This is a genomic window from Microbacterium profundi (genome assembly GCF_000763375.1).
Classification (GTDB): Bacteria; Actinomycetota; Actinomycetes; order Actinomycetales; family Microbacteriaceae; genus Microbacterium; species Microbacterium profundi.
On the sequence record NZ_JPSY01000001.1, the window covers coordinates 1480291 to 1501452 of the forward strand.

Below are 21162 nucleotides of genomic sequence, written 5' to 3' on the forward strand. Positions count from 1 at the left end.
GCCGGCATGGTCTTCGAAGGCTCGAGCGCCGCGATCTCCCATACCGGGAAGGTGCGCTCCAACAACCAGGACTCCGGGTACTCCGGCGCCAACCTCTTCGCGGTCGCCGACGGCATGGGCGGCCACGCGGGCGGCGATGTCGCGTCGAGCATCGCCATCCAGCGGCTCGAGCGCCTGGATCACTCCTTCCCCGACGTCGACGAGGCCCAGGCGTCGTTGCAAGCCGCCGTCACCACGGCAGCGGGCGACCTCATCCGCGCCGCCAAGGAGCGCCCGGAGCTCGCCGGACTCGGCACGACGGTCAGCGCGATCATCATGGTCGAGGATCACGCGGTCATCGGCCACATCGGCGACTCGCGCATCTACCTGTACCGCGACGACGAACTGACCCAGATCACCGCCGACCACACCTTCGTGCAGCGGCTGGTCGACTCCGGCCGCATCACCCCCGAGGAGGCGCGCTACCACCCGCGCCGCTCCGTGCTGATGCGCGTGCTCAGCGACATGGACCACGACCCCGAGCTGGACATGTTCGTCATGCCCACGCTCCCTGGCGACCGCTGGCTGCTGTGCTCCGACGGTCTCTCCGGCGTCGTCGACGAGCCGCACATCCTCAAGGCCATGCGACTCGGGCTTCCGCCAGGACGCACCGCCGACAACCTGCTCAAGCAGGCACTCGACGGCGGCGCCCCCGACAACGTCACGGTCGTGCTCGTCGAAGTGGGCGGCGTGCACCCGGTCTCCTCCGGCACCGCGACGATCGTCGGCGCGGCATCCACTCCGTCCGGCGTGCTGATCCCCGCCGCCCGTGTCGGACGCACGAACTGGCTGCACCCCGTGCGCCAGGCCGCGAACGAACCATCGCACTTCGAACCGGCCGCCGACTACCTCGAGGAACTCATCGAGGAAGATCGCCGCCGCGCGAAGCGCCGCCGGGTCGGCTGGTTCGCCGCGCTCCTGGTCGTTCTGCTCGCGCTCACCGGTGCGGGGATGCTGGCCTACAGCTGGACACAGACGCGTTATTTCGTGGGCGCGGACGAAGACAGCGTCGTGATCTTCCAGGGTGTCCAGCAGAACATCGGCCCCATCTCGCTGTCGACCGAGCTCGAGGACACCGGCATCCTGCTCGCCGACCTGCCGCCGTACCAGCGCGCCTCGGTGGAGCGGACGATCAACGCGCGCTCTCTGTCCGATGCCATGGCGATCGTCGACCGCCTGCGGGCCGGCTCCGAGGCCGTCACGGGCGAGACCCCGGCCCCGACGCCGCCTCCCGCACCCAGCCCGACTCCCACGCCCACCGCGACGAGCGGAGGGGGTGCCGGATGATGAGCACCGACGTCACCGCCGACACCGCGGTCATCAAAGCACTCAAGCGGATGCGACTGCCGCAGACGCAGCGCAACCGCGAGTTCTGGCTGCTGCTGTTCGCCTGCGCGATCAGCGGTGCCGCGCTGTGCCTGGTGCAACTCGGTGCGCTCGGGCTGATCGACCCCTTCATCCTGTTCATCGGCGGCGGGCTCGCCGTGCTGGCCTTCGCCCTGCACTTCGTGCTTCGCGTCGTGGCATCCGATGCCGACCCCTTCGTCCTGCCGATCGCGACGCTGCTCACCGGCCTGGGCATCGCGATGATCTACCGGATCGACATCGCGCTGAACAACACCGGGTGGGAGGCGTACTCGACCAAGCAGCTGGCCTGGACTGGTATCTCGCTCGCGGGCGCCATCGCGATCGTCATCCTGCTGCACAACTACCGGGTGCTGTTCCGCTACACGTACCTGTTCGGCCTCGCCGGAATCCTCCTCCTGCTGCTGCCGTTCGTGCCTGGACTCGGAGCATCCGGCTCGAACGCCGACGTGTGGGTCACCATCGGCGGCATCTTCGCCTTCCAACCGGGTGAGCTGGCCAAGATCTGCCTGGCGATCTTCTTCGCCGGCTACCTGGTGCGCACCCGGGAGAGCCTCACCTCGGTCGGCAAGGTCTTCCTCGGCATCACCTGGCCGCGCATGCGCGAGCTCGGACCCGTCATCGTCGTCTGGTTGATCTCACTCGGCATCATCGTGGTGCAACGCGACCTCGGCACCGGAGTGCTGATCTTCGGCATGTTCATCGCGATGCTCTACATCGCCACCGGCAAGACCAGCTGGGTGCTGATCGGCCTCGTCATGGTCGCCGCAGGCGTCGCCGTGGCCACCCAGATCCTCAGCTACGTGCAGGGCCGCTTCACGAACTGGCTCGATGCGTTCAACCCCGCGGTCGTCGATGCCGCAGGCGGCAGCTACCAGCTCGTGCAGGGCATCTTCGGTCTCGCACACGGCGGCCTGATCGGCACCGGCCTCGGTCAGGGACGCCCGACCGTGACCCCGCTGGCGCACAGCGACTACATCATCCCCAGCCTCGGCGAAGAGCTCGGGCTGATCGGCCTGTTCGCGATCCTCTCCCTGTACATGGTGTTCGTCAGCCGCGGCATGCGGATCGGCATCGCCGGCCAGGACGACTTCGGCAAGCTCCTCGCGACCGGACTCTCGTTCACGATCGCCCTGCAGGTGTTCATCATGGTCGGCGGCGTGACCCGTGTCATCCCGCTGACCGGACTCACCACGCCGTTCCTCGCCGCCGGCGGATCGTCGCTGGTCGCGAACTGGCTCATCGTGGCGCTGCTGCTGCGCATCTCCGACGGCGTACGCCGCCAGCCCAGGGTGGTGATCGGATGACGAAAGAGCTCCGCAGACTCAGCATCGTGATGCTGTTCATGTTCCTGTCGCTGTTCGCCGCGACCAGTTGGATCCAGGTCGTCGCGGCCGACGAGCTAGGGCAGGCCGACCGCAACACGCGCTCGCTGCTGGACAGCTACGAGATCCAGCGCGGGTCGATCATCGCCGACGGCGTGCAGATCGCGTACTCCGTGGCCAGCGAAGACGAGTTCCAGTACCAGCGCATGTACACCGACTCACCGATGTGGTCGAGTGTCACCGGGTTCTTCAACCCGGCGCTGCAGTCATCGACCGGCATCGAGAACGCGCTGAACGGCGATCTGTCCGGCACCGGCGCGAGCGCGTTCCTCGCCGAGATCGAGCGGATCGTGTCCGGCCAGGCGCAGACCGGGTTCAGCGTCGAGTTGACTCTGGATGCCGCGGCCCAGAAGGCGGCCTACGAGGCACTCGGCGGACTGCAGGGCGCCGTGGTCGCCATCGAACCCGCGACGGGACGCATCCTCGCGATGGTCTCCACCCCCGGCTACGACGCCAACGCAGTCGCGATGCACAGCGGCGCACAGGCAGAGGCCGCGTACGACGCACTCGACGCGCTGAAGCCGAACCCGCTGCAGAACCGCGCCATCCGCGGCAACCTGAACCCTCCCGGCTCGACGTTCAAGGTGCTCGTCGCCGCGGCCGCCTATGCGACAGGGGACTGGACGCCCGAGTCGACTCTTCCGAACCCGGCCCGCTACGCGCTGCCCGGCTCGTCCTCTCAGGTCTCGAACGCCACGGGGGGCACGTGCGGATCCGGCTCGACCGTGACGATCGCCGATGCCATCCGCCTCAGCTGCAACATCCCGATGGCCGAGCTCGCGGTCGAGCTCGGCGATGCGAAGATCTTCGAGATGGCCGAGAAGTTCGGCTTCAACCAGAGCTTCTCCACGCCGCTCGAGTCGACGGCCTCCCGCTACCCGCGCGGACTCGACGACGCGCAGACCGCGCTCACCGGATTCGGGCAGGGTCAGGTGACCGCGACTCCGCTGCAGATGGCGATGGTCTCGGCCGGAATCGCGAACGACGGCGTGGTGATGAACCCCCGGCTCGTGGATGCCGTGATCGGGAATGACCTGTCAGTGGTGCGTCAGTACGAGAACAGCGAGTTCGGTCGTGCCACGGAGGCGGACGTCGCGAACGATGTGACCGACGCCATGACGGCGAGCGTCGCGGACGGCGCCGCGACGGGTGCAAGAATAGACGGCATCGACGTCGCCGGTAAGACGGGGACGGCCGAGAACGATGGCGACGAGCCGTACACGTTGTGGTTCACCGGTTTCGCACCGGCGGACAATCCACAGGTAGCTGTGGCGGTCGTCGTCGAAGACGGCGGCGGAATGGGACAGTCGGGATCCGGTGACACGCTCGCCGCCCCGATCGCGAAGAAGGTCATTGAGGCGGTGCTTAACAGATGAGGCCGACGCAGGGTGTGTCGTTCGGTGGTCGATACGAGCTTCAGTCGCGTATTGCGATCGGTGGCATGGGCGAGGTCTGGGAAGCGACAGACCACGTCATCGGACGGACCGTCGCCATCAAGATCCTCAAGGACGAGTACATGGGGGATCCGGGCTTCCTCGAGCGCTTCCGCGCCGAGGCCCGTCATGCCGCACTCGTCAATCACGAGGGCATCGCCAGCGTCTTCGACTACGGCGAGGAGAACGGCAGCGCGTTCCTCGTCATGGAACTCGTCCCCGGTGAGGCCCTCTCCACACTGCTCGAGCGCGACGGCGCCCTGGGCGCCGACAAGACGCTCGACATCGTCGCGCAGACGGCATCCGCTCTTCAGGCTGCGCACGCGGCCGGCCTCGTGCACCGTGACATCAAGCCGGGAAACCTGCTGATCACGCCGGACGGCCGGGTGAAGATCACCGACTTCGGCATCGCCCGCATCGCCGACCAGGTGCCGCTGACCGCGACCGGTCAGGTCATGGGCACCGTGCAGTACCTGTCGCCTGAGCAGGCCTCCGGGCACCCGGCATCGCCGGCGACCGACACCTACTCGCTGGGCATCGTCGCGTACGAGTCCCTGGCAGGCAAGCGTCCGTTCACTGGCGAATCGCAGGTCGCGATCGCGATGGCGCAGATCAACGAGCAGCCGCCGCCGCTTCCGCCGACCGTGCCGATCCCGGTGCAGAACCTCGTGATGGCGATGATCGCGAAGAAGCCGGCGGACCGGCCTTCGTCGTCGGCCACTGTGGCTCGTGCAGCGCAGGCACTGCGGAGAGGCGACCTGAACTCCGCAGCGATCGCGGTTCCCGCCATCGCGACCGGTGGCATCGCGGGCGATGACGCCACCCGCATCCTCACCGCCACCGGCGATGACGGCACCACGCGCATCCTGCCGACCACCGCCGCGCTGCCCGCCGACGGCGACGGCACCGATGTCGAGGGAAAGAAGAAGAAACGCAGCCCCTGGACGTGGCCGCTGATCGCACTGATCGCGCTCATCGCCATCGTGCTCGCCGGCACGGTGTTCGCCTTGCTGAACCAGGGCGACCCCGAACCCGACCCGACGACCACCACCACCTCGGCGAACACGCCGACGCCCAAGCCGACCTCGCAGACGCCCACTCCGCCTCCTGAGCCGGATCGCGTCGATGTGGCATCGCTCAACCTGGTCGGCCTCGACTGCGCGGCCGCGACCACGACCCTGACGGACAACGGCTTCAGCGACATCACCTGCGTACCGGGTGATCCCGCCGGATCCGACGACCAGGTGGGCAAGGTCTACAAGGTCGAGCCGCTCGGGAACGTCGCGGTCGATCAGACCGTCACATTGACCACCTACGGCGACCGCGCTGCGCTGCCCGCACCGGCGGATGCTCCCGCGATCTCCGGCGACCCTGTCGCCGGTGGGACGGTCACCCTCTCGTGGGGAAGCGACTTCGTCTGCCCCAGCGGCACGAACCTCACCCGCTACACGGTGCAGCTCACCAACGGCACCTTCGTCTCCGGGGGTCCGAACTTCCCGCCGACGCAGCGCAGTGCCGAGGTGACCGTCGCCGACGCGGAGGGCCAGCAGCTGATCGCGACGTACACCGCGACGTGCGCGAGCACGGACGAGCGCGTGACGCCCTCGTCGCCGCCGCTCTCCGTGACCATTCAGCCGGCCTCCATCCTCCCCGAAGGCTGAGAGCCGTTTCAGGGGGCTGAGGGTAACCTTAGGAAGTCCATGCCGTTGTCATACCAGGGGGAGTCACCAGTGACCGCAGAGCCGCGCATCATCGCTGAGCGATATCGCGTGGATGAGCTCATCGGACACGGTGGCATGGCGAAGGTCTACCGCGGCTACGACGTCACGCTCGGGCGCGCGGTCGCCATCAAGATCCTCGATCCGAATCTCGCACGCGACACGGCCTTCCGCACCCGCTTCCGCCTGGAGGCGCAGGCTGCGTCGCGCATGTCGCACCCGTCGATCGTGCGCGTGTACGACGCCGGCGATCCGACGTCTGCTCCGCATGGCGCTCCCGCCGTCGGCTCCGCCGGCAGCGAGCCGTACATCGTCATGGAGCTGGTCCAGGGCCGCCAGCTGAAGGAGATCATCGCCGAGGGGCCGGTTCCCGTCGAGGATGCGGTGCGCTACGTCGACGGCATCCTCGAGGCGCTCGACTACTCGCACCGGGCCGGCGTCGTCCACCGCGACATCAAGCCGGGAAACGTCATGGTCACCCCGGCCGGCCAGGTCAAGGTGATGGATTTCGGCATCGCCCGCGCGGTGTCCGACTCCTCATCGACGGTCGCCGAGACCACGCAGATCATCGGCACGGCGGCGTACTTCTCGCCGGAGCAGGCCAAGGGCGAGCCGGTCGATGCGCGCGCCGACCTTTACTCGACCGGCGTCGTGCTCTACGAGCTTCTCACCGGGCGTCAGCCGTTCCGCGGTGAGTCACCCGTCGCGGTCGCGTACCAGCACGTGAGCGAGACGCCGCTGGCGCCCACCGAGGTGAACGAGAGCTCCCCCGGCGCCCTCGACCCGATCGTGCTGCGTGCGCTGGCGAAGGATCCGTATCAGCGGTATCCGGATGCCGCGCACTTCCGCGCCGCGCTCGACGACGCCGTCGCGGGCAAGGCCCCGAGCAAGAAACAGCTCGGCGCGCTCACCAGCGAACTGTACGGCCCGAGCCCCCGCCAGGCGCAGGAGACCGCGCGGTCACTGCGACAGCTCAGCAGCGACACGACGATGACGCGCACGCAGTCCGGGCCGCCGGTGGTGTGGATCTGGGCGGGTGTCGCCCTGCTCGCCGTGCTGCTGATCTCCGTGCTGGTCTGGGTGCTCATGATGCCTCGTGGCGAGCAGATCCCCACCTCGTCGCGCACCGTTCCCGACCTGATCGACGTGTCGTACGAACGCGCACAACAAGATCTCGAAGATCTGGACCTGCAGTCGACGCTCGTCTACGAAGCGAGCGCCTCGATCACCGAGAACAATGTCATCCGCACCGACCCGGAGGGCGGGCAGTCCGTCGAGGCCGGGCAGCGCGTCACGATCTATGTCTCCTCCGGCACCGAGACCGTCAAGGCTCCCACGCTCATCGGACTCTCGCAGGCTGCGGCCAAGGACGCCCTGGCCAAGGAGGGTCTCGAGCTCGGCACCGTGATTCAGCGCAACGATCCGAACAGCGCCGCCGACACGGTGCTGGAGTCGAGTGTCGAGGCCGGGGCGGAGATCGCGCCGAAGACCGTCGTCGATCTCATCGTCGCCAGCGGCAGCGTCACGCTGCCCGATGTCACGGGCTGGACGCTGGATGCCGCCAGCGCGGAGCTCGAGGAACTCGGCCTGACTGCGATCCCGACCGAGATGGCCGACTGCGCCGCGACCGACCCTGCGACCATCGCGTCGATGTCCGCCGCACCCGGCGATGTTCCGGTGCACTCCGAGGTGCAGCTGCGGTACTGCACCGGCGCGGCGAAGTAACCACGCTCATCCGCTGGCCGGCTAGCCGGCCAGCGGATGCAGCCGGGCCGACAACTCGACGGCATCCGCTGATCCGACCTGCGCCAGCCAGTTCGCCAGCAGGCGGTAGCCGTGCGCGGTGAGCACGCTCTCGGGGTGGAACTGCACTCCCTGGATCGGAAGTTCGCTGTGCGTGATCGCCATCACGGTGCCGGATGCCGTGCGCGCGGTCACCCGGAGAGCTGTCGGCAGTTCGGCCTCGGCGAGCGCGAGCGAGTGATATCGCCCGGCATCGAAAGGCGACGGGATGCCGTCGAACAATGTCGAACCGTCATGCAGGACCGCGGACACCATGCCGTGCATGAGTTCCGGTGCCTCTGTGACCGCGGTGGCGAACGCGGCGCCGATCGCCTGATGTCCGAGGCAGACGCCGAGCAGCGGCATCCTTCGCTCGGCGGCGAGTGCGACGATCTCGACCGATGCCCCTGCGTCCTCGGGTCTGCCCGGCCCTGGCGAGAGCAGCAGGGCGTCGAAGTCGGGCAGGAGGCGGGCGAAGCCCGCCGCATCAGCGGCATCCGCCTCGATCAGCTCGACGGCCGCACCGAGCTCTCGCAGATAGCCGACGAGCGTGTGCACGAAGCTGTCGTGATTGTCGACGACCAGCACCCGCACGCTCACTCCAGGTCGACCTCACCGGGCGTGATGAGCGGACTCACCCAGGGGAACACGTAGAAGAAGAGTCCGTACACGATCGCGGCGACCACGATCAGCGCGATGAAAAGGCGCAACCACCAGGGGCCGGGCAGGATGCGCCAGAGCGCTGCGTACATCTGATCCTCCTTACAGGGACGGGGACGCGATCTGATCGACGGAAGCCATCGAATCCGGGGCGCCCTCGGCGCGAGGCTGGAACCCCTCGAACACGGCGTATCCGACGATGCGCTCGGCGAGCGAATACAGGGGCGAGCATGCGGTCAGGGTGAGATACCGCTCTCCCGTGGCGGCTCCGGGTACCTGCGGAACATCGAGGAGCACGTCCACCTCGTTCGGCTGCACGTACTCGAGCGTGCGGAAGCGGTACGTGTACCAGCCCTCCTGCGTCTCCACGACGATCGCATCGTCGAGACGGAGCTTGTCCATCCGGTTCAGCGGAGCGCCCCACGTGGTGCGGTGGCCGGCCACCGAGAAGTTGCCGACCTCCCCCGGCATCACCGACTGGTCGTAGACGCCGATCCAGCCGTTGTCGAGCGTGACGGGACGCGTGGTTCCGCCCGCGATCGCCACGTTGTACTCGTCGCCGAACCGCGGGATGCGCAGCTGGGCGAAGGTCTCCCCCGCGGCCGGATGCGGCAGCACGGGTGGCTCGAACCAGGACTCGCCGTCTTCGTTCTCGACGACAGGCGGAGGCTCGGGGGCTGGTTGCTGCTCCCAGGTCGCGGAGACCGCGTTGCCCGCGTTGTTGCTCTGCGCACCGATGATCATGTCGCCGATCCACATCTGCCACGCGACGAAGAGCAGGACGAGCACACCGGCGGTCAGCAACAGCTCACCCAGAACGCTGGTGAACGTGGCCCGCGAGCGCCGCCGAGGATGCCGAGTGCGCGTGCGCGTCGATGACCCGGCTGCACTCATAGGCGCGATCTTATCCCGCCTGGATGGACACCTTCCCTCGGAGCAGGCAGTCATCGCCGTCTTGGGTAGACTGACCCCATGGCACGAGACCGTAAGAGCGAAGAACCCGCTGTCGAGCGCGCGGAAGGCGAGGCTGCGCCCAACGCCGTGTGGTTCAAGCCCGTGATGCTCGGCTTCATGCTGCTGGGCCTGGCCTGGATCCTGGTGTTCTACATCTCCGGCATGCAGTTCCCGGTTCCCGGCATCGGTTCATGGAACCTCGCCATCGGACTCGGCATCGCGCTGATCGGATTCCTGATGACGACGCGGTGGCGCTGAGTCGGCATCCATTGATCTTCGAAAGGCCCTCGCATCTGCGAGGGCCTTTTCGCTTGCGTACCAGACACCGGAAGAAGTTGTACACAGAGTTATCCACAGCCTGGGGATGAATTACACGGGTGTTATTCACAACGGGGGATAAAGGTGTTAACAACTCCTGACCGGGGGTGAAGGTGCCCGGCCAGGTGCATCCTCAGACGCCGACGAGGATGGGTGGGACGATGAAGACCGCGGCGAGGAGAAGGGCGGCGAGGGCGATCAGCAGGAGGATCTGCCACTTGCGCTGACTGCGCTTGCGCGTGCGCAGGACGATCAGACCGACCAGAGCGCCGACGGCCGCACCGCCCACGTGGGCCTGCCACGCGATGTTGAAGCCGGGGACGAACCCGATCACGAGGTTGATGCCCAGCAGCACGAACAGACCGGTCATGTTGGCGCCGAGGTGCAGGCCGATCACGAGCAGGGCCCCGAACAACGCGAACACGGCCCCGGACGCGCCGACCGTAGCCGTCCCCGGCGAGATGATGCCGACGGCCACGGAGCCGCCGAGACCCCCGAGCACGTAGAGCGCGAGGAAGCGCCATCGCCCGAGCATCGGCTCGAGGCTGCGGCCGATCATCCACAGCGCCAGCATGTTCAGGCCGATGTGCCAGATGCCGCTGTGCACGAGCACCGCGGTGATCAGACGCCAAGGCTGGAACGGCAATCCCGACAGGTCGGGGAAGAGATAGCCGACGTGGAACAGCAGCAGACCCGTGACGTCGAAGCCGGGAATGAGCTGCAGCAGGCCGACGAATGCCGTCACAGCGATGATCGCGTAGGTCATCATCGGGCGACCGGACTGAACGGCGGTGAGCGAGCCGCGCGCACGAGGCCGTCCGCTCCACTGCCGCTGAGCGCGCTTCTGCGCTGGAGTGCGGCTGCCGCGCTCGGCCTTCATGCACTCCGGGCAGATGACGCCGACGGCCGCCTGCGTCTGGCACTCGGGACAGATGGTGCGCATGCACCGTTGGCAGAGCACGAAGCTCTGCCGATCCGGATGGCGGTAGCAGAAGTTGTCACGATTGCTCGCGAACTCGGGTGTCGTCATCCGGATCGGCCTGAGAAGTCTGAGACGTCTGAACTCAGACGGCGGCGATGTCGACCGACTGGAGGACGACGTCCTCGAGCGGCTTGTCGCCGGCCGCGGTGGGAACGGCGGCGATGGCGTCGACGACCTTCCTCGAGGCGTCATCGGCCACCTCACCGAAGATCGTGTGCTTGCCCTGCAGCCACGGTGTCGGGTCGGTCGTGATGAAGAACTGCGAGCCGTTGGTGCCCTCGGCCTTGCCGGTGATCGCGTTGCGACGCAGACCTGCGTTGGCCATGGCGAGGATGTAGGGCTCGTTGAAGTTGAGCTCCATGTTGATCTCATCGTCGAAGTTGTAGCCGGGGCCGCCGACGCCCTTGCCGAGCGGGTCGCCACCCTGGATCATGAAGTTCGGGATGATGCGGTGGAAGATGACGTCCGTGTACAGGGCGCCTTCGCCCGGCTTGCCGGTCGCCGGGTCGGTCCACTCCTGGGTGCCGTCGGACAGGCCGACGAAGTTCTTGACCGTCTTCGGGGCGTGGTCGCCGAAGAGGTTGACGACGATGTCGCCGTGGTTGGTGTGCAGGGTTGCGACGTGAGAGTGCTGAGCCATGCCCCCATTGTCGCAGAGCTTGCAGTGTGCTGGCCGGAAGCGCGGTGACGTTAGCGCGTGCGGCTCCGGATGACAAGGGTCGGCACAATCACTGCCGGCATCCAGTCTCGTCTGGCAAGATGGGGAACCCGTACTCCAAGTCGACAGGAGAACATCGTGAGCCTCACCCGCAAGCGGAAGAAAGAACTGCGCCGTCTGCGCGACAACGCCACCGAGCTGTGGGAATCCCAGCAGGAGGTCGTCGGCCATGCGGCCGAGGTCGCACGCGAGGCCAGTCGTCAGCTCGGCAACGTCGGTCGTGAGCAGGTGCTGCCTGTCGTGCAGGACGCCTACAACCGCCGTGTCGCCCCGACCGTGAACCGCGGCGTGAAGCTCGGTCGCCACGTCGTGGACGACAAGGTCGTCCCGATCGTCGGCGGCGTCGTCGGTTCCGCGCTCTCCGCGTGGGACGTCGCGAACGCCAAGCGTCAGGGCCTCGAGTTCACGGGCGGACGCATCGTGAAGAAGAAGCAGGGCCCGGGCGTCGGTTCGGTCATCGCGATCATCCTCGGCGCGGCTGCGGCTGTCGGAGTGCTCTACGCCGCATGGCAGGCACTGCGCACGGATGACGAGCTCTGGGTCGCTGACGACCCGCTCTCAGCCCCCGACGCGTGAGCCACGCCGGCTCCGGCGGATCAGTCCCTGACGGGGCTGATCCGCATTCGCGCGTGCGGGATGCCGCGGCGGAGCGTGGTCTCGACATCGAGATCCGCGAGCGGCCTCAGGCGAACAGCCTGCATGAAGCCGCCGCACTGCTCGGGCTCGACCCGTCCGGCATCGTCAAGACGCTCGTCGTCAAGCGCACAGACGACACCTACCTGTTCGCACTCGTCCCCGGCGGACGATCGATCTCGTGGCCGAAGCTGCGCGCCGTCGTCGGCGTGAACAAGCTGCGCCTGCCAGAGGCCGAGCTCGCACTGGCCGCAACTGGATACGAGCGCGGCACCATCGTCCCGATCGGCAGCACCACCGACTGGCCGATCTACGCCGACGAATCGATCGTCGGCCAGCGCGTCGCGATGGGTGCGGGTGCGCACGGATACAGCCTGTTCGTCGACGCGGATGATCTGATCACCGCCTACGGCGCGACGGTCGCCGACATCACGGTTCCTGAGGAGCCGCCCGACTGATTCAGAGGATCTCGGCCATCCGCAGCGCGATGTCGACGAGTTTGACCCGCTGGAGCTCCGCGACCGCGGGCAGCGTGAACCACCCCGCCATGTCAGTGGAGCCGTTCTCCTCGAAGCGCAGCTTGCCGCCGCTGATCTTGGCGCGGTAGACGATCCGCAGGGTGTGCAGCGGAGCATCCGATCGCTTCACCCGCCTGCCGGCGGGGATCACCCGGGAATGGATGCCGAGAAGCTCCTGCACGTGCACCGTGTAGCCGGTCTCTTCGCGGACTTCACGGCGAACGGCGTCTTCCGGGTCCTCCCCGGCTTCGAGCCCACCGCCGGGCATCGTCCATGCGTTGCGTCGACCCTCGGTCCACCGCGCGAGCAGTACCCTGTCGTCGTCATCGGTGACGACCGCATATGCTGCGACACGCAGATCCATGCGCCTCACACTACTGTGACTGCCGCGGTCGTCAGATCACTTTCGCGCCTGCGAGGTACGTCGCCCGCACCACCGTCTCGGCGAGTTCGTCAGCCGCAACGGTCACCGGATCGCGGTCGACCACGATGAAGTCCGCGAACAGGCCGGGTGCGAGGGATCCGACCTCGTGCTCGCTGAACAGCTGCCAGGCGGCGTTCGTCGTCTGACCCGCGAGGGCTTGGGCGCGCGTGACGGGTGTGCCGCCCGGCATCCGGAATCCCGAGCGCGTGGTGCGCGTCTCGGCGACCGCCATGTTGCGGAACGGCTCATTCGGTGTGACCCAGCCGTCATTGTGGAACGTCGCGCGATGGCCGGCAGCGAACGCCGCGCCGGCATCCGCCCATGCACCGCCGTGCACGGCGCCGAACAGGTCGTCGACGAGCACTTCGCCCCAGTAGGTGATGTGGTCGACGAACAGGCTGACGGTGACCCCGAGGGATGCTGCGCGCGTGAACTGCGCGGCCGTCATGGCGCCGCAGTGCTCGAGACGGAAGCGGTGATCGGTCAGCGCGTGCCGGGTGATGATCTGCTCGTATACGTCGAGGGTCGAGTCGATCGCGCGGTCGCCGTGCGCATGACAGGCGAGCTGCCACCCGCCCGCCGCATAGGGCTCCGCGATCGCCAGCAGTTGCTCCGCGGTGTAGTTCGCCGTGCCGACGTGGTGCGGTTCCAGGCCCAGGCCGCGCGTCGCGTCGGTGTCGAGGTAGGGGAACGACGTCGCGATGTTGCCGATCCAGGGGGAGCCGTCCGACCAGGTCTTCACACCGGTCTGGCGGAACATCGAATCGTCATCGCCGCGCGGTGCTGCCGTGCCGCCGGGTCGTGACATCTCGTACCAGCGGAGGCGCACCGGCAACTGACCCTGCGCGTGCAGTGCCTGGACGAGCGGATTCAGGTCGGGGTTCCACGACAGATCAGAGACCGTCGTGATGCCGCGGCGCGACAGATCGCGCAGGTGTGCGACGAGCAGCTCGGGCAGGTGCTGCTGCGCACGAGTGAGCATGGGGGCGACGACCTGCTCGACGGCTGCCTCCTCGAAGGCGACGCCGGCGAGGTCGCCGTTCGCGTCGCGGGCGAAGTGGGCACCTGCGGGATCAGGCGTGTCCCGATTCACGCCGGCCGCACGAGCGGCCGCGCTGTTGAAGTACGCCGAGTGCCCGGAGTTGTGAATGACCACGAGCGGAACGTCTCCTGCGAGCTCGTCGAGCCAGCGCATGTCGGGGTCGGGAAGCCCGCGCTGCAGCAGCGCATCCCAGCCGTTCGCGAACACGGCTTGTCCTTCAGCATCCGCGACGGCCTTCTTCAGCGCCGCGAGCACACCCGCGGCATCCGGGATCGTGACCGGCCGGATGTCGACGACGAGGTCCGAGAGCAGGATCGACGAGTACGCGGGGTGCCCGTGCGGCTCGATCAGCCCCGGCATGACCCAGCCTCCCAGCGCCACGGTGTCGGCATCCGGATGCTGCGCCTGCAGCGCGGCGGCGGCGCCGAGCGCGATGATCCGCCCGTCCTCGACGGCGAGCGCCTCGACTTCGACATCCGCGCCGACGTCGGCGTCTCCGGCGAGGGGGCGGATGCGGCCGGTGAAGACTGTCGTCATGGCGTCAGTCTGGCAGGGATCGGGTCAGCGCTCGATCGACTCCAGCGCCGCGGCGAGCCTGGACACGGTCCCGTCGACGTCGGCGAGCTTGTCGAGGCCGAACAGCCCGATCCTGAACGTCGAGAAACCTTCCGGTTCGTCGCAGTGCAGCGGCACTCCGGCCGCGATTTGCAGCCCTTGCTCCTTGAACGCCGCACCCGACTTCAGCGCGGTGTCATCCGTGTGCACGACCACGACGCCGGGTGCGGCGAACTCGGTTGCCGCGACGGACGGGAATCCGCGCTCTGCGAGGAGCTCCCGCACCCGCGTGCCGAGCTCGATCTGCGCGGACCGCAACGCCTCGAAGCCGCGGTCGCGAGTCTCGATCATCGCGGCGAGGTTGTGGGTCAGCGGGTCGGTGGGCATGGTCGCGTGGTACGCCGCTCTACCCGCACGGTACTCGTCGGCGATGGACAGCCACTTGCCGAGATCGGCGGCGAAACTCGTCGAGACCCGCTCGCGCACAGCATCCGCTCCCGCCTCGCTGAGCATGACGAAACCGGCGCAGGGCGATCCGCTCCACCCTTTCTGCGGAGCGCTGAGCAGCACGTCGACGCCGAGCGCCTTCATGTCGACCCACATCGCTCCGGAGGCGATGCAGTCCAGCACGAGCAGACCGCCGACCTCGTGCACGGCATCCGCCAGCGCCCGCACATACTCGTCGGGAAGGATCATGCCGGCAGCCGTCTCGACATGCGGGGCGAAGACCACCTCAGGGCGGCGAGCGCGGATCGCCGCGACCACCTCGTCGATCGGCGCCGGCGCCCACGTCGCCTGGATGTCGTCGGATTCCGGTCGCGCGGCGAGCGCCGTGACGTCATCGCTGACACCGCCGGTCTCGAGGATCTGCGACCACCGGTAGGAGAACAGTCCGTTGCGTACGACGAGGGTGCGGCGGCCGGTCGCGAGCTGGCGTGCGACCGCCTCCATCGCGTAGGTGCCTCCGCCGGGCACGATGGCCGAGGTGTGCGCGTTGTACGCCGCACCGAGGATCTCGAAGGTCTGCTGCATCACCGAGATGAAGCGCGCTGACATGTGGTTCAGGGATCTGTCGGTGAAGACGACCGAGTACTCCAGGAGGCCATCGGGGTCGACATCATCGTGCGGCAAGCTCATGCGCCCAGCATCCCACAGCGCCTCGCGAACGGCGATCAGGCCGTGATGGATTTGAGGTCGACCGGCGTGCATGACAGTGTGGAAGACGGACCGAAGCTGTTTCACCCAGCGGAGATCACACACCATGGACATGAATTCTTTCGAGCTGCACACCCCGATCCGGGACGGTGACACGCTCTGACTTCCCCCGGCTCACTCGAGCCGAGCACGTCAGTTCAGGCCACGCATATCGATGCGCGGTCGGGTGAGACGAGCCTGATCCGTCCGCCTCGCGTCGACGAGGGGATCGAGCTGTGGCGCATCGCGCGCGACTCGCAGACGCTCGATCTGAACTCGTCGTACGCCTACGTGCTCTACGCCCGCGACTTCGCATCGACGTGCAGGATCGCACTGATCGGCGGTGAGCCCGCGGGCTTCGTCATCGGCTATCGCCGTCCGTCCGATCCCTCATGCCTGTTCATCTGGCAGGTCGCCGTCGACGAACGCTTCCGCGGGCTCCGCCTGGCCGGGCGGATGCTGGACGACCTGCTCCACGATCAGACGGCGCTCCCCCCGGTGCGCAGCCTGCAGACCACCATCACCGACGACAACGCCGCCTCGCAGCAGACGTTCCGCAGCCTCGCCCAGCGCTGGAACGACGCGCCGATGGTCGTCACCCCGCTCTTCGAGAGCGCACATCTGACGCACCCGTCGGATGCCGCGCATCACGAACCCGAACGGCTCTACGAGATCGGCCCGTCGATGTAGCCGTCACTTCCGCCCACCCGGGGCGGCGTGCACTCCCCGCACGTGATCTATCAAGGAGGAGAACACCCACAAGATGAATATCTTCATGCAGCTGGAATCAGAGGTTCGCAGCTACTCCCGCTCATGGCCCGTCGTCTTCGATCGCGCGGTCGGCAGCCTGATGTACGACGAGGACGGCAAGGAGTACCTCGACTTCTTCACCGGCGCCGGCGCCCTGAATTACGGGCACAACAATCCTGAGCTCAAGCGCGTGCTGCTCGACTACCTGGCTGATGACCGCATCGTGCACTCGCTCGACATGTTCACCTCGGCCAGGCGCGACTTCCTCGAGGCGCTCGACGAGGTGATCCTGAAGCCCCGTGACCTCGACTACAAGGTCGTGTTCCCCGGCCCCGGCGGCGCCAACGCGGTAGAGGCGGCCCTGAAGCTGGCGCGGAAGGTGACCGGCCGCGAATCGGTGGTGAACTTCACGAACGCCTTCCACGGGATGACCCTCGGCGCTCTCTCCGTCACCGGCAACTCGCTCAAGCGCGGCGGAGCCGGCGTACCGCTCGTGCACGCGACGCCTATGCCGTACGACGACTACTTCGACGGCGACTACCCCGACTTCTTCTACTTCGAGCGTCTGCTCGAGGACTCCGGCAGCGGACTCAACACCCCGGCCGCCGTGATCGTGGAGACCGTCCAGGGCGAAGGCGGCATCAACGCGGCACGCGCGGAGTGGCTGCGTCAGCTCGCGGCGCTGTGCAAGCAGCACGAGATCCTGCTGATCGTCGACGACATCCAGATGGGCTGCGGGCGCACCGGCGACTTCTTCAGCTTCGAAGAGGCCGGCATCGTTCCCGACATCGTCTGCCTGTCGAAGTCGATCTCCGGCTACGGCATCCCGATGGCGCTCACCCTCATCCGCCCCGACCTCGATGTCTGGCAGCCGGGGGAGCACAACGGCACGTTCCGAGGCATCAGCCCGGCATTCGCGACGGCTGCGGCGGCGCTGCGCCGGTACTGGTCGGATGACGAGCTGCGCGACTCGACCATCACGAAGGGCGCGCGGGTCGAAGGATGGTTCAACACCTTCGTCGCGCGCTACCCGCAGCACGAGCTCATCGCCAAGGGTCGCGGCCTCGCCCGCGGTCTGCAGTTCCCCTCCGGAGAGCTGGCGGATGCCGTGTGCCAGGCGGCGTTCGAACGCGGGCTGCTCATGGAGACCTCTGGTCCTGAGGGCGAGGTCATGAAGATCCTCCCGGCCCTCACCATCACCGACGTCGAGCTCGAGCGCGGACTGCGCATCATCGACGAGTCGGTGCGCGCCGTGCTCGGCGAGCCCGACCCGCAGGCCGCCGATCACACGATCGATCACGACGCCGATCGCGCCGAGGGCGACGTCGCCGACCACCACAACGCACAGAGCAAGGAGCACACCCCCGCATGATCGTCCGCACACTCGATGAGATCACCGACACCGACGCCGACATCAAGACCGAGAACTGGCGCAGCAAGCGCATCGTGCTCGCGAAGGAGAAGGTCGGCTTCTCGGTGCACGAGACCACCCTGTACGCGGGCACCGTGAGCCGGTTCTGGTACGCGAACCACATCGAGGCGGTGTTCGTCGTGGAGGGTGAGGGAGAGATCACCGATCTCGGCACCGGTGAGACGCACCAGCTCGCGCCCGGGTCGCTGTACCTGCTGAACGACCACGACAAGCACGAGGTGCGGCCTCGCACCGAGATGCGCGTCGTGTGCGTGTTCAACCCGCCCGTCACCGGGCGTGAGGTGCACGACGAGAACGGCGTGTATCCGCTGGTCACCGAACCCGCGTGACCGGGCCGTTCGGCACCGACCACCTGCGGGAGGTGGCGCGTTGTGCGGCATACGGTTCGTCCGAGCAGCACAATGCGACACCTCCCACCCGGCCGGCGCTCCCGCGCACGGCTTCACCACCCGAACGAGAGACAGGAGAACGAAGCATGACCACCACGACGACGACCGCAGAGGACCTGTTCCCGACCCGGTTGCCGACTCCCACGGACTTCATCACCCGCAGTCAGCCTGCCGTGTGGGGTTCGGAGGGCGACGGCCCGTTCACGGCATCCGAGCTGGAGGCCCACGACCGGCGCGGGTACACGGTGCTCGACGACTTCATCACCAGCGACGACGTCGCCCTCTACAGCGGTGAGCTCGACCGGCTCGCCGCGGATCCCGCGTTGAAGGACGACCCGCGGATGATCGCCGAGCGCACCACTGGCACGGTGCGGTCAGTGTTCGAGATCGAGAAGCTGAGCTCGGTGCTCGAGGCCCTCGCCCGCGATCCGAAGGTGCTCGACCGGGCGCGGCAGATCGTCGGATCAGAGGTGTACCTGCACCAGACGCGCATCAACTACATGCCGAGCTTCACCGGCACCGGGTTCTACTGGCACTCCGACTTCGAGACCTGGCATGCGGAGGACGGCATGCCGGTGCCGCGCGCCGTGAGCCTGTCGATCGCGCTGACCGACAACTACCCGTTCAACGGTGGGCTCATGGTGATGCCGGGGTCGCACCGCACGTTCGTACCGGCGGTCGGCGAGACGCCCGACAACAACCACGAGCAGTCGCTGCAGGCGCAGGAGGCGGGCGTGCCGAGCCACGTCGCCATCACGGCGATGGCCGACGAGTACGGCATCGACCAGTTCACCGGGGCCGCAGGTTCCGCGCTGTGGTTCGACTCGAACATCATGCACGGCTCCGGCAACAACATCACGCCCTATGCCCGCTCGAACGTCTTCATGGTGTTCAACAGCGTCGACAACGCGCTCGTCGATCCGTTCGCCGCGAAGAGCCCGCGCCCGGGCCACATCGCGAACCGCGACTTCACGCCGCTGGGCTGATCGGACGGCATGTGCGCGGGCGTCGGGCGCCGACGCCCGCGCACATGGGGTAGTGTCTTTCGCATGACAACCCGTTGGTATGCGTATTTCGAGTCGGCTCTGGAGGGGCCGGCGCTGATCTAGCGCACACCACACCTTCAGAGCCGACAAGCCAGAGCATTTGCTCTGGCTTTCGCCGTTTCATCGGCGGGCTCTGCATCCGGGGTCCGCCTGATCACAGGACAGGACCCATGAACACTCTTGATGCGACATCCGATCTGCACGTCTCTCAGTTCACGACTCTTCCCACCCCCGGCGACATCGCCGCCGAGCTGCCGGTCGGGGTGGAGCGCGCCGCGCTGGTCTCGCGCACGCGCGACCAGGTGCGCGCGATCATGTCCGGCGAGGACGACCGCCTGCTGGTCGTGGCGGGACCCTGCTCGATCCACGACCCCGCCGCAGGGCTCGAGTACGCCGGACGGCTGGTGCGTGAGGCCGAGAAGCACCGTGACGACCTGCTGATCGTGATGCGCACGTACTTCGAGAAGCCGCGGACGACGATCGGCTGGAAGGGACTGATCAACGACCCGCACCTCGACGGCAGCCACGACATCGAGGAGGGGCTGCGCATGGCACGCGGGTTCCTTCGCGACGTCACCGCGCTCGGGATGCCGTGCGCGACGGAGTTCCTCGAGCCGATCAGCCCGCAGTACACCGCCGACCTCATCACGTGGGGCGCGATCGGCGCGCGCACCACCGAGAGCCAGATCCACCGGCAACTCGCATCCGGTCTGTCGATGCCGATCGGCTTCAAGAACGGCATGGACGGCGGGCTTCAGGTGGCGCTGGATGCTGCGGCCGCAGCATCCGCCCCGCAGGCGTTCCTCGGCATCGGCGCGGATGGTCGCGCGAGTCTGGTGGCGACGACGGGCAACCCCGACACCGGTGTGATCCTGCGTGGCGGCGCCGACGGACCGAACTACGACTCTTCTCATGTCGCGGAGGCGGCCCGCCGGCTGGATACGGCGATGCTGGCACCGCGCGTGGTCATCGACGCGAGCCATGGCAACAGCGGCAAGGACCACCTGCGCCAGGCGATCGTGGCAGCGGAACTGGGCGAGCAGATCGCCGCAGGCGGCACGGCGATCGCCGGCGTGATGCTGGAGAGCAACCTCGTCGCCGGTGCGCAGAAGCTGGATGTGTCCACCCGCAGCCGTCTGGTCTACGGGCAGAGCGTGACGGATGCCTGCATGGGATGGGATGCCACGGAGTCTGCCCTCACACAGCTGGCGGAGGGGGTGCGGCGACGCCGCGCGTGAGCGAGCTGTGCGCCGGCGTCGATAGGAGGTTCTCGCACGTCACGAACGCTAGGAGCATGCGAAAAGCTCCCACCGGCATTGAACTGTTGGATGCCGGGGCTTCAGGCGGCGCGAACGTTCAGGAGTTGCCATCCTTCAGGGACCTTGGCGAGCAACGCGTCCATATCGTCGGCCTCGATCTGCTCGATGCGGTCGCGGCTCTGGAATGTGCCCTTCGCCTTGAGGATCGCGGCGCCCTTGATCATCACGACAGGAGCTGAGATGAGGTCGAACCCCTCCGGCCGGTGCGTGGCCAGCTGTGTCTGGACGCCGGCGAGATCTGCGGCCTCGACGTCGGCGGAGTGGGTTTCCACAGGACGCATCAGACCGATCAGCACACTTCGATCCTACGTCGATTGCAGGGAACGGCGAACTGCGCAAGACCAACACCTCGACGGGGCAGTACTCAATAGTCAGTTGCGGCTGAGCCCGCGCGACCCGCATCGCGAGAACAGCACGCACACCCAACGTCACCCGTCCTGACGAGTTATCCTGGTGAGTTGACGGCTGCTTGCCTTCGCCCTACTTCCACAGAGCCGGATAACGTG

At 67.5% G+C, this 21162-nt stretch carries 22 protein-coding genes; 13 read left to right on the forward strand and 9 right to left on the reverse strand.

Going from position 1 to position 21162, the window contains the following annotated elements; genetic code table 11:
- Window positions 1–6: 6 nt before the first annotated feature.
- The 5 genes from JF52_RS0106980 to pknB are packed head-to-tail and all read left to right on the forward strand — an operon-like array spanning window position 7 to window position 7665.
- Entirely contained in the window at window positions 7–1326 is a 1320-nt protein-coding gene (locus JF52_RS0106980) for a PP2C family protein-serine/threonine phosphatase (RefSeq protein ID WP_052166823.1), read from the forward strand.
- Window positions 1326–2711, forward strand: coding sequence for an FtsW/RodA/SpoVE family cell cycle protein (locus JF52_RS0106985; RefSeq protein WP_033105566.1), 1386 nt, complete (start codon window positions 1326–1328; stop codon window positions 2709–2711). Before JF52_RS0106980 ends, JF52_RS0106985 begins: the two co-directional genes overlap by 1 nt.
- Window positions 2708–4165 (forward strand): peptidoglycan D,D-transpeptidase FtsI family protein, encoded by a 1458-nt coding sequence (locus JF52_RS0106990; protein ID WP_033105567.1) that lies wholly within the window; start codon window positions 2708–2710, stop codon window positions 4163–4165. Before JF52_RS0106985 ends, JF52_RS0106990 begins: the two co-directional genes overlap by 4 nt.
- Window positions 4162–5883: a serine/threonine-protein kinase gene (locus tag JF52_RS0106995; RefSeq protein WP_084595649.1), complete on the forward strand. Its 1722-nt coding sequence runs from the start codon at window positions 4162–4164 to the stop codon at window positions 5881–5883. The genes JF52_RS0106990 and JF52_RS0106995 overlap by 4 nt, the downstream gene beginning before the upstream one ends.
- A gap of 39 nt (window positions 5884–5922) precedes the next feature.
- On the forward strand, window positions 5923–7665 hold the full coding sequence (gene pknB, locus JF52_RS0107000) for a Stk1 family PASTA domain-containing Ser/Thr kinase (RefSeq protein ID WP_200880965.1): 1743 nt from the start codon (window positions 5923–5925) through the stop codon (window positions 7663–7665).
- 21 nt (window positions 7666–7686) lie between these two features.
- Here the strand turns inward: pknB and JF52_RS0107005 are convergent, their stop codons facing one another.
- From JF52_RS0107005 to JF52_RS0107015, 3 genes are read right to left on the reverse strand one after another with little or no spacing between them, the layout of a single operon-like run.
- Complete coding sequence (locus JF52_RS0107005; protein ID WP_033105568.1) at window positions 7687–8322, reverse strand: anthranilate synthase component II; 636 nt, start codon at window positions 8320–8322, stop codon at window positions 7687–7689.
- Window positions 8319–8474, reverse strand: coding sequence for a hypothetical protein (locus tag JF52_RS17605; protein ID WP_033105569.1), 156 nt, complete (start codon window positions 8472–8474; stop codon window positions 8319–8321). The genes JF52_RS0107005 and JF52_RS17605 overlap by 4 nt, the downstream gene beginning before the upstream one ends.
- A gap of 10 nt (window positions 8475–8484) precedes the next feature.
- On the reverse strand, window positions 8485–9276 hold the full coding sequence (locus JF52_RS0107015; protein WP_033105570.1) for a class E sortase: 792 nt from the start codon (window positions 9274–9276) through the stop codon (window positions 8485–8487).
- Window positions 9277–9354: 78 nt separating this feature from the next.
- Between JF52_RS0107015 and JF52_RS0107020 the strand changes: the two genes are divergently transcribed.
- Window positions 9355–9594, forward strand: coding sequence for a cell division protein CrgA (locus tag JF52_RS0107020; protein WP_033105571.1), 240 nt, complete (start codon window positions 9355–9357; stop codon window positions 9592–9594).
- A 193-nt stretch (window positions 9595–9787) separates the two neighbouring features.
- On the opposite strand, the gene JF52_RS0107025 is transcribed toward JF52_RS0107020, so the two are convergent.
- Both JF52_RS0107025 and JF52_RS0107030 read right to left on the reverse strand, forming a co-directional pair.
- Window positions 9788–10684, reverse strand: a complete 897-nt coding sequence (locus JF52_RS0107025) for a rhomboid family intramembrane serine protease (protein ID WP_033105572.1) — start codon at window positions 10682–10684, stop codon at window positions 9788–9790.
- A gap of 34 nt (window positions 10685–10718) precedes the next feature.
- The gene (locus tag JF52_RS0107030; RefSeq protein WP_033105573.1) at window positions 10719–11276 is read right to left on the reverse strand and encodes a peptidylprolyl isomerase; all 558 of its coding nucleotides are present in this window, start codon (window positions 11274–11276) and stop codon (window positions 10719–10721) included.
- 156 nt (window positions 11277–11432) lie between these two features.
- Here JF52_RS0107030 and JF52_RS0107035 point away from each other — a divergent pair, with 156 nt between their 5' ends.
- Both JF52_RS0107035 and JF52_RS0107040 read left to right on the forward strand, forming a co-directional pair.
- Window positions 11433–11930: a hypothetical protein gene (locus JF52_RS0107035; protein ID WP_033105574.1), complete on the forward strand. Its 498-nt coding sequence runs from the start codon at window positions 11433–11435 to the stop codon at window positions 11928–11930.
- A 53-nt stretch (window positions 11931–11983) separates the two neighbouring features.
- Complete coding sequence (locus JF52_RS0107040; protein ID WP_033105575.1) at window positions 11984–12445, forward strand: aminoacyl-tRNA deacylase; 462 nt, start codon at window positions 11984–11986, stop codon at window positions 12443–12445.
- Between the two features lies 1 nt (window position 12446).
- Here JF52_RS0107040 and JF52_RS0107045 read toward each other — a convergent pair whose 3' ends face one another.
- From JF52_RS0107045 to JF52_RS0107055, 3 genes are read right to left on the reverse strand one after another with little or no spacing between them, the layout of a single operon-like run.
- Entirely contained in the window at window positions 12447–12869 is a 423-nt protein-coding gene (locus tag JF52_RS0107045) for an NUDIX hydrolase (RefSeq protein WP_033105576.1), read from the reverse strand.
- A gap of 31 nt (window positions 12870–12900) precedes the next feature.
- Window positions 12901–14508, reverse strand: a complete 1608-nt coding sequence (locus JF52_RS0107050; RefSeq protein ID WP_033105577.1) for an amidohydrolase — start codon at window positions 14506–14508, stop codon at window positions 12901–12903.
- 24 nt (window positions 14509–14532) lie between these two features.
- Complete coding sequence (locus JF52_RS0107055) at window positions 14533–15663, reverse strand: aminotransferase class V-fold PLP-dependent enzyme (protein WP_033106428.1); 1131 nt, start codon at window positions 15661–15663, stop codon at window positions 14533–14535.
- A gap of 300 nt (window positions 15664–15963) precedes the next feature.
- On the opposite strand from JF52_RS0107055, the gene ectA reads away from it, so the two are divergent.
- The 5 genes from ectA to JF52_RS0107080 all read left to right on the forward strand — a co-directional run bounded on the left by ectA (window position 15964) and on the right by JF52_RS0107080 (window position 20575).
- Complete coding sequence (ectA, locus tag JF52_RS0107060; protein WP_235272378.1) at window positions 15964–16410, forward strand: diaminobutyrate acetyltransferase; 447 nt, start codon at window positions 15964–15966, stop codon at window positions 16408–16410.
- 85 nt (window positions 16411–16495) lie between these two features.
- Window positions 16496–17842, forward strand: a complete 1347-nt coding sequence (gene ectB / locus JF52_RS0107065; RefSeq protein ID WP_234000669.1) for a diaminobutyrate--2-oxoglutarate transaminase — start codon at window positions 16496–16498, stop codon at window positions 17840–17842.
- Window positions 17839–18231 (forward strand): ectoine synthase, encoded by a 393-nt coding sequence (locus JF52_RS0107070; RefSeq protein WP_033105579.1) that lies wholly within the window; start codon window positions 17839–17841, stop codon window positions 18229–18231. Before ectB ends, JF52_RS0107070 begins: the two co-directional genes overlap by 4 nt.
- A 146-nt stretch (window positions 18232–18377) precedes the next feature.
- Window positions 18378–19277: an ectoine hydroxylase gene (thpD, locus tag JF52_RS0107075; RefSeq protein ID WP_033105580.1), complete on the forward strand. Its 900-nt coding sequence runs from the start codon at window positions 18378–18380 to the stop codon at window positions 19275–19277.
- A gap of 230 nt (window positions 19278–19507) precedes the next feature.
- Window positions 19508–20575, forward strand: coding sequence for a 3-deoxy-7-phosphoheptulonate synthase (locus tag JF52_RS0107080; RefSeq protein WP_033105581.1), 1068 nt, complete (start codon window positions 19508–19510; stop codon window positions 20573–20575).
- 101 nt (window positions 20576–20676) lie between these two features.
- On the opposite strand, the gene JF52_RS0107085 is transcribed toward JF52_RS0107080, so the two are convergent.
- Window positions 20677–20952: a hypothetical protein gene (locus tag JF52_RS0107085; RefSeq protein ID WP_033105582.1), complete on the reverse strand. Its 276-nt coding sequence runs from the start codon at window positions 20950–20952 to the stop codon at window positions 20677–20679.
- Window positions 20953–21162: the final 210 nt, after the last annotated feature.

Excerpts from the sequence above, each read along its gene's own strand:
- JF52_RS0106990 (WP_033105567.1), top strand. The coding sequence starts at position 2,708 with ATGACGAAAGAGCTCCGCAGACTCAGCATCGTGATGCTGTTCATGTTC.
- JF52_RS0106985 (WP_033105566.1), top strand. The coding sequence starts at position 1,326 with ATGAGCACCGACGTCACCGCCGACACCGCGGTCATCAAAGCACTCAAG.
- JF52_RS0107070 (WP_033105579.1), top strand. The coding sequence starts at position 17,839 with ATGATCGTCCGCACACTCGATGAGATCACCGACACCGACGCCGACATC.
- JF52_RS0107020 (WP_033105571.1), top strand. The coding sequence starts at position 9,355 with ATGGCACGAGACCGTAAGAGCGAAGAACCCGCTGTCGAGCGCGCGGAA.
- pknB (WP_200880965.1), top strand. The coding sequence starts at position 5,923 with ATGCCGTTGTCATACCAGGGGGAGTCACCAGTGACCGCAGAGCCGCGC.
- JF52_RS0107025 (WP_033105572.1), bottom strand. The coding sequence starts at position 10,684 with ATGACGACACCCGAGTTCGCGAGCAATCGTGACAACTTCTGCTACCGC.
- JF52_RS0107015 (WP_033105570.1), bottom strand. The coding sequence starts at position 9,276 with ATGAGTGCAGCCGGGTCATCGACGCGCACGCGCACTCGGCATCCTCGG.
- JF52_RS0106980 (WP_052166823.1), top strand. The coding sequence starts at position 7 with ATGGTCTTCGAAGGCTCGAGCGCCGCGATCTCCCATACCGGGAAGGTG.
- JF52_RS0107080 (WP_033105581.1), top strand. The coding sequence starts at position 19,508 with ATGAACACTCTTGATGCGACATCCGATCTGCACGTCTCTCAGTTCACG.
- JF52_RS0107050 (WP_033105577.1), bottom strand. The coding sequence starts at position 14,508 with ATGACGACAGTCTTCACCGGCCGCATCCGCCCCCTCGCCGGAGACGCC.
- ectB (WP_234000669.1), top strand. The coding sequence starts at position 16,496 with ATGCAGCTGGAATCAGAGGTTCGCAGCTACTCCCGCTCATGGCCCGTC.
- thpD (WP_033105580.1), top strand. The coding sequence starts at position 18,378 with ATGACCACCACGACGACGACCGCAGAGGACCTGTTCCCGACCCGGTTG.
- JF52_RS0107030 (WP_033105573.1), bottom strand. The coding sequence starts at position 11,276 with ATGGCTCAGCACTCTCACGTCGCAACCCTGCACACCAACCACGGCGAC.
- JF52_RS17605 (WP_033105569.1), bottom strand. The coding sequence starts at position 8,474 with ATGTACGCAGCGCTCTGGCGCATCCTGCCCGGCCCCTGGTGGTTGCGC.
- JF52_RS0107045 (WP_033105576.1), bottom strand. The coding sequence starts at position 12,869 with ATGGATCTGCGTGTCGCAGCATATGCGGTCGTCACCGATGACGACGAC.
- JF52_RS0107055 (WP_033106428.1), bottom strand. The coding sequence starts at position 15,663 with ATGAGCTTGCCGCACGATGATGTCGACCCCGATGGCCTCCTGGAGTAC.
- JF52_RS0106995 (WP_084595649.1), top strand. The coding sequence starts at position 4,162 with ATGAGGCCGACGCAGGGTGTGTCGTTCGGTGGTCGATACGAGCTTCAG.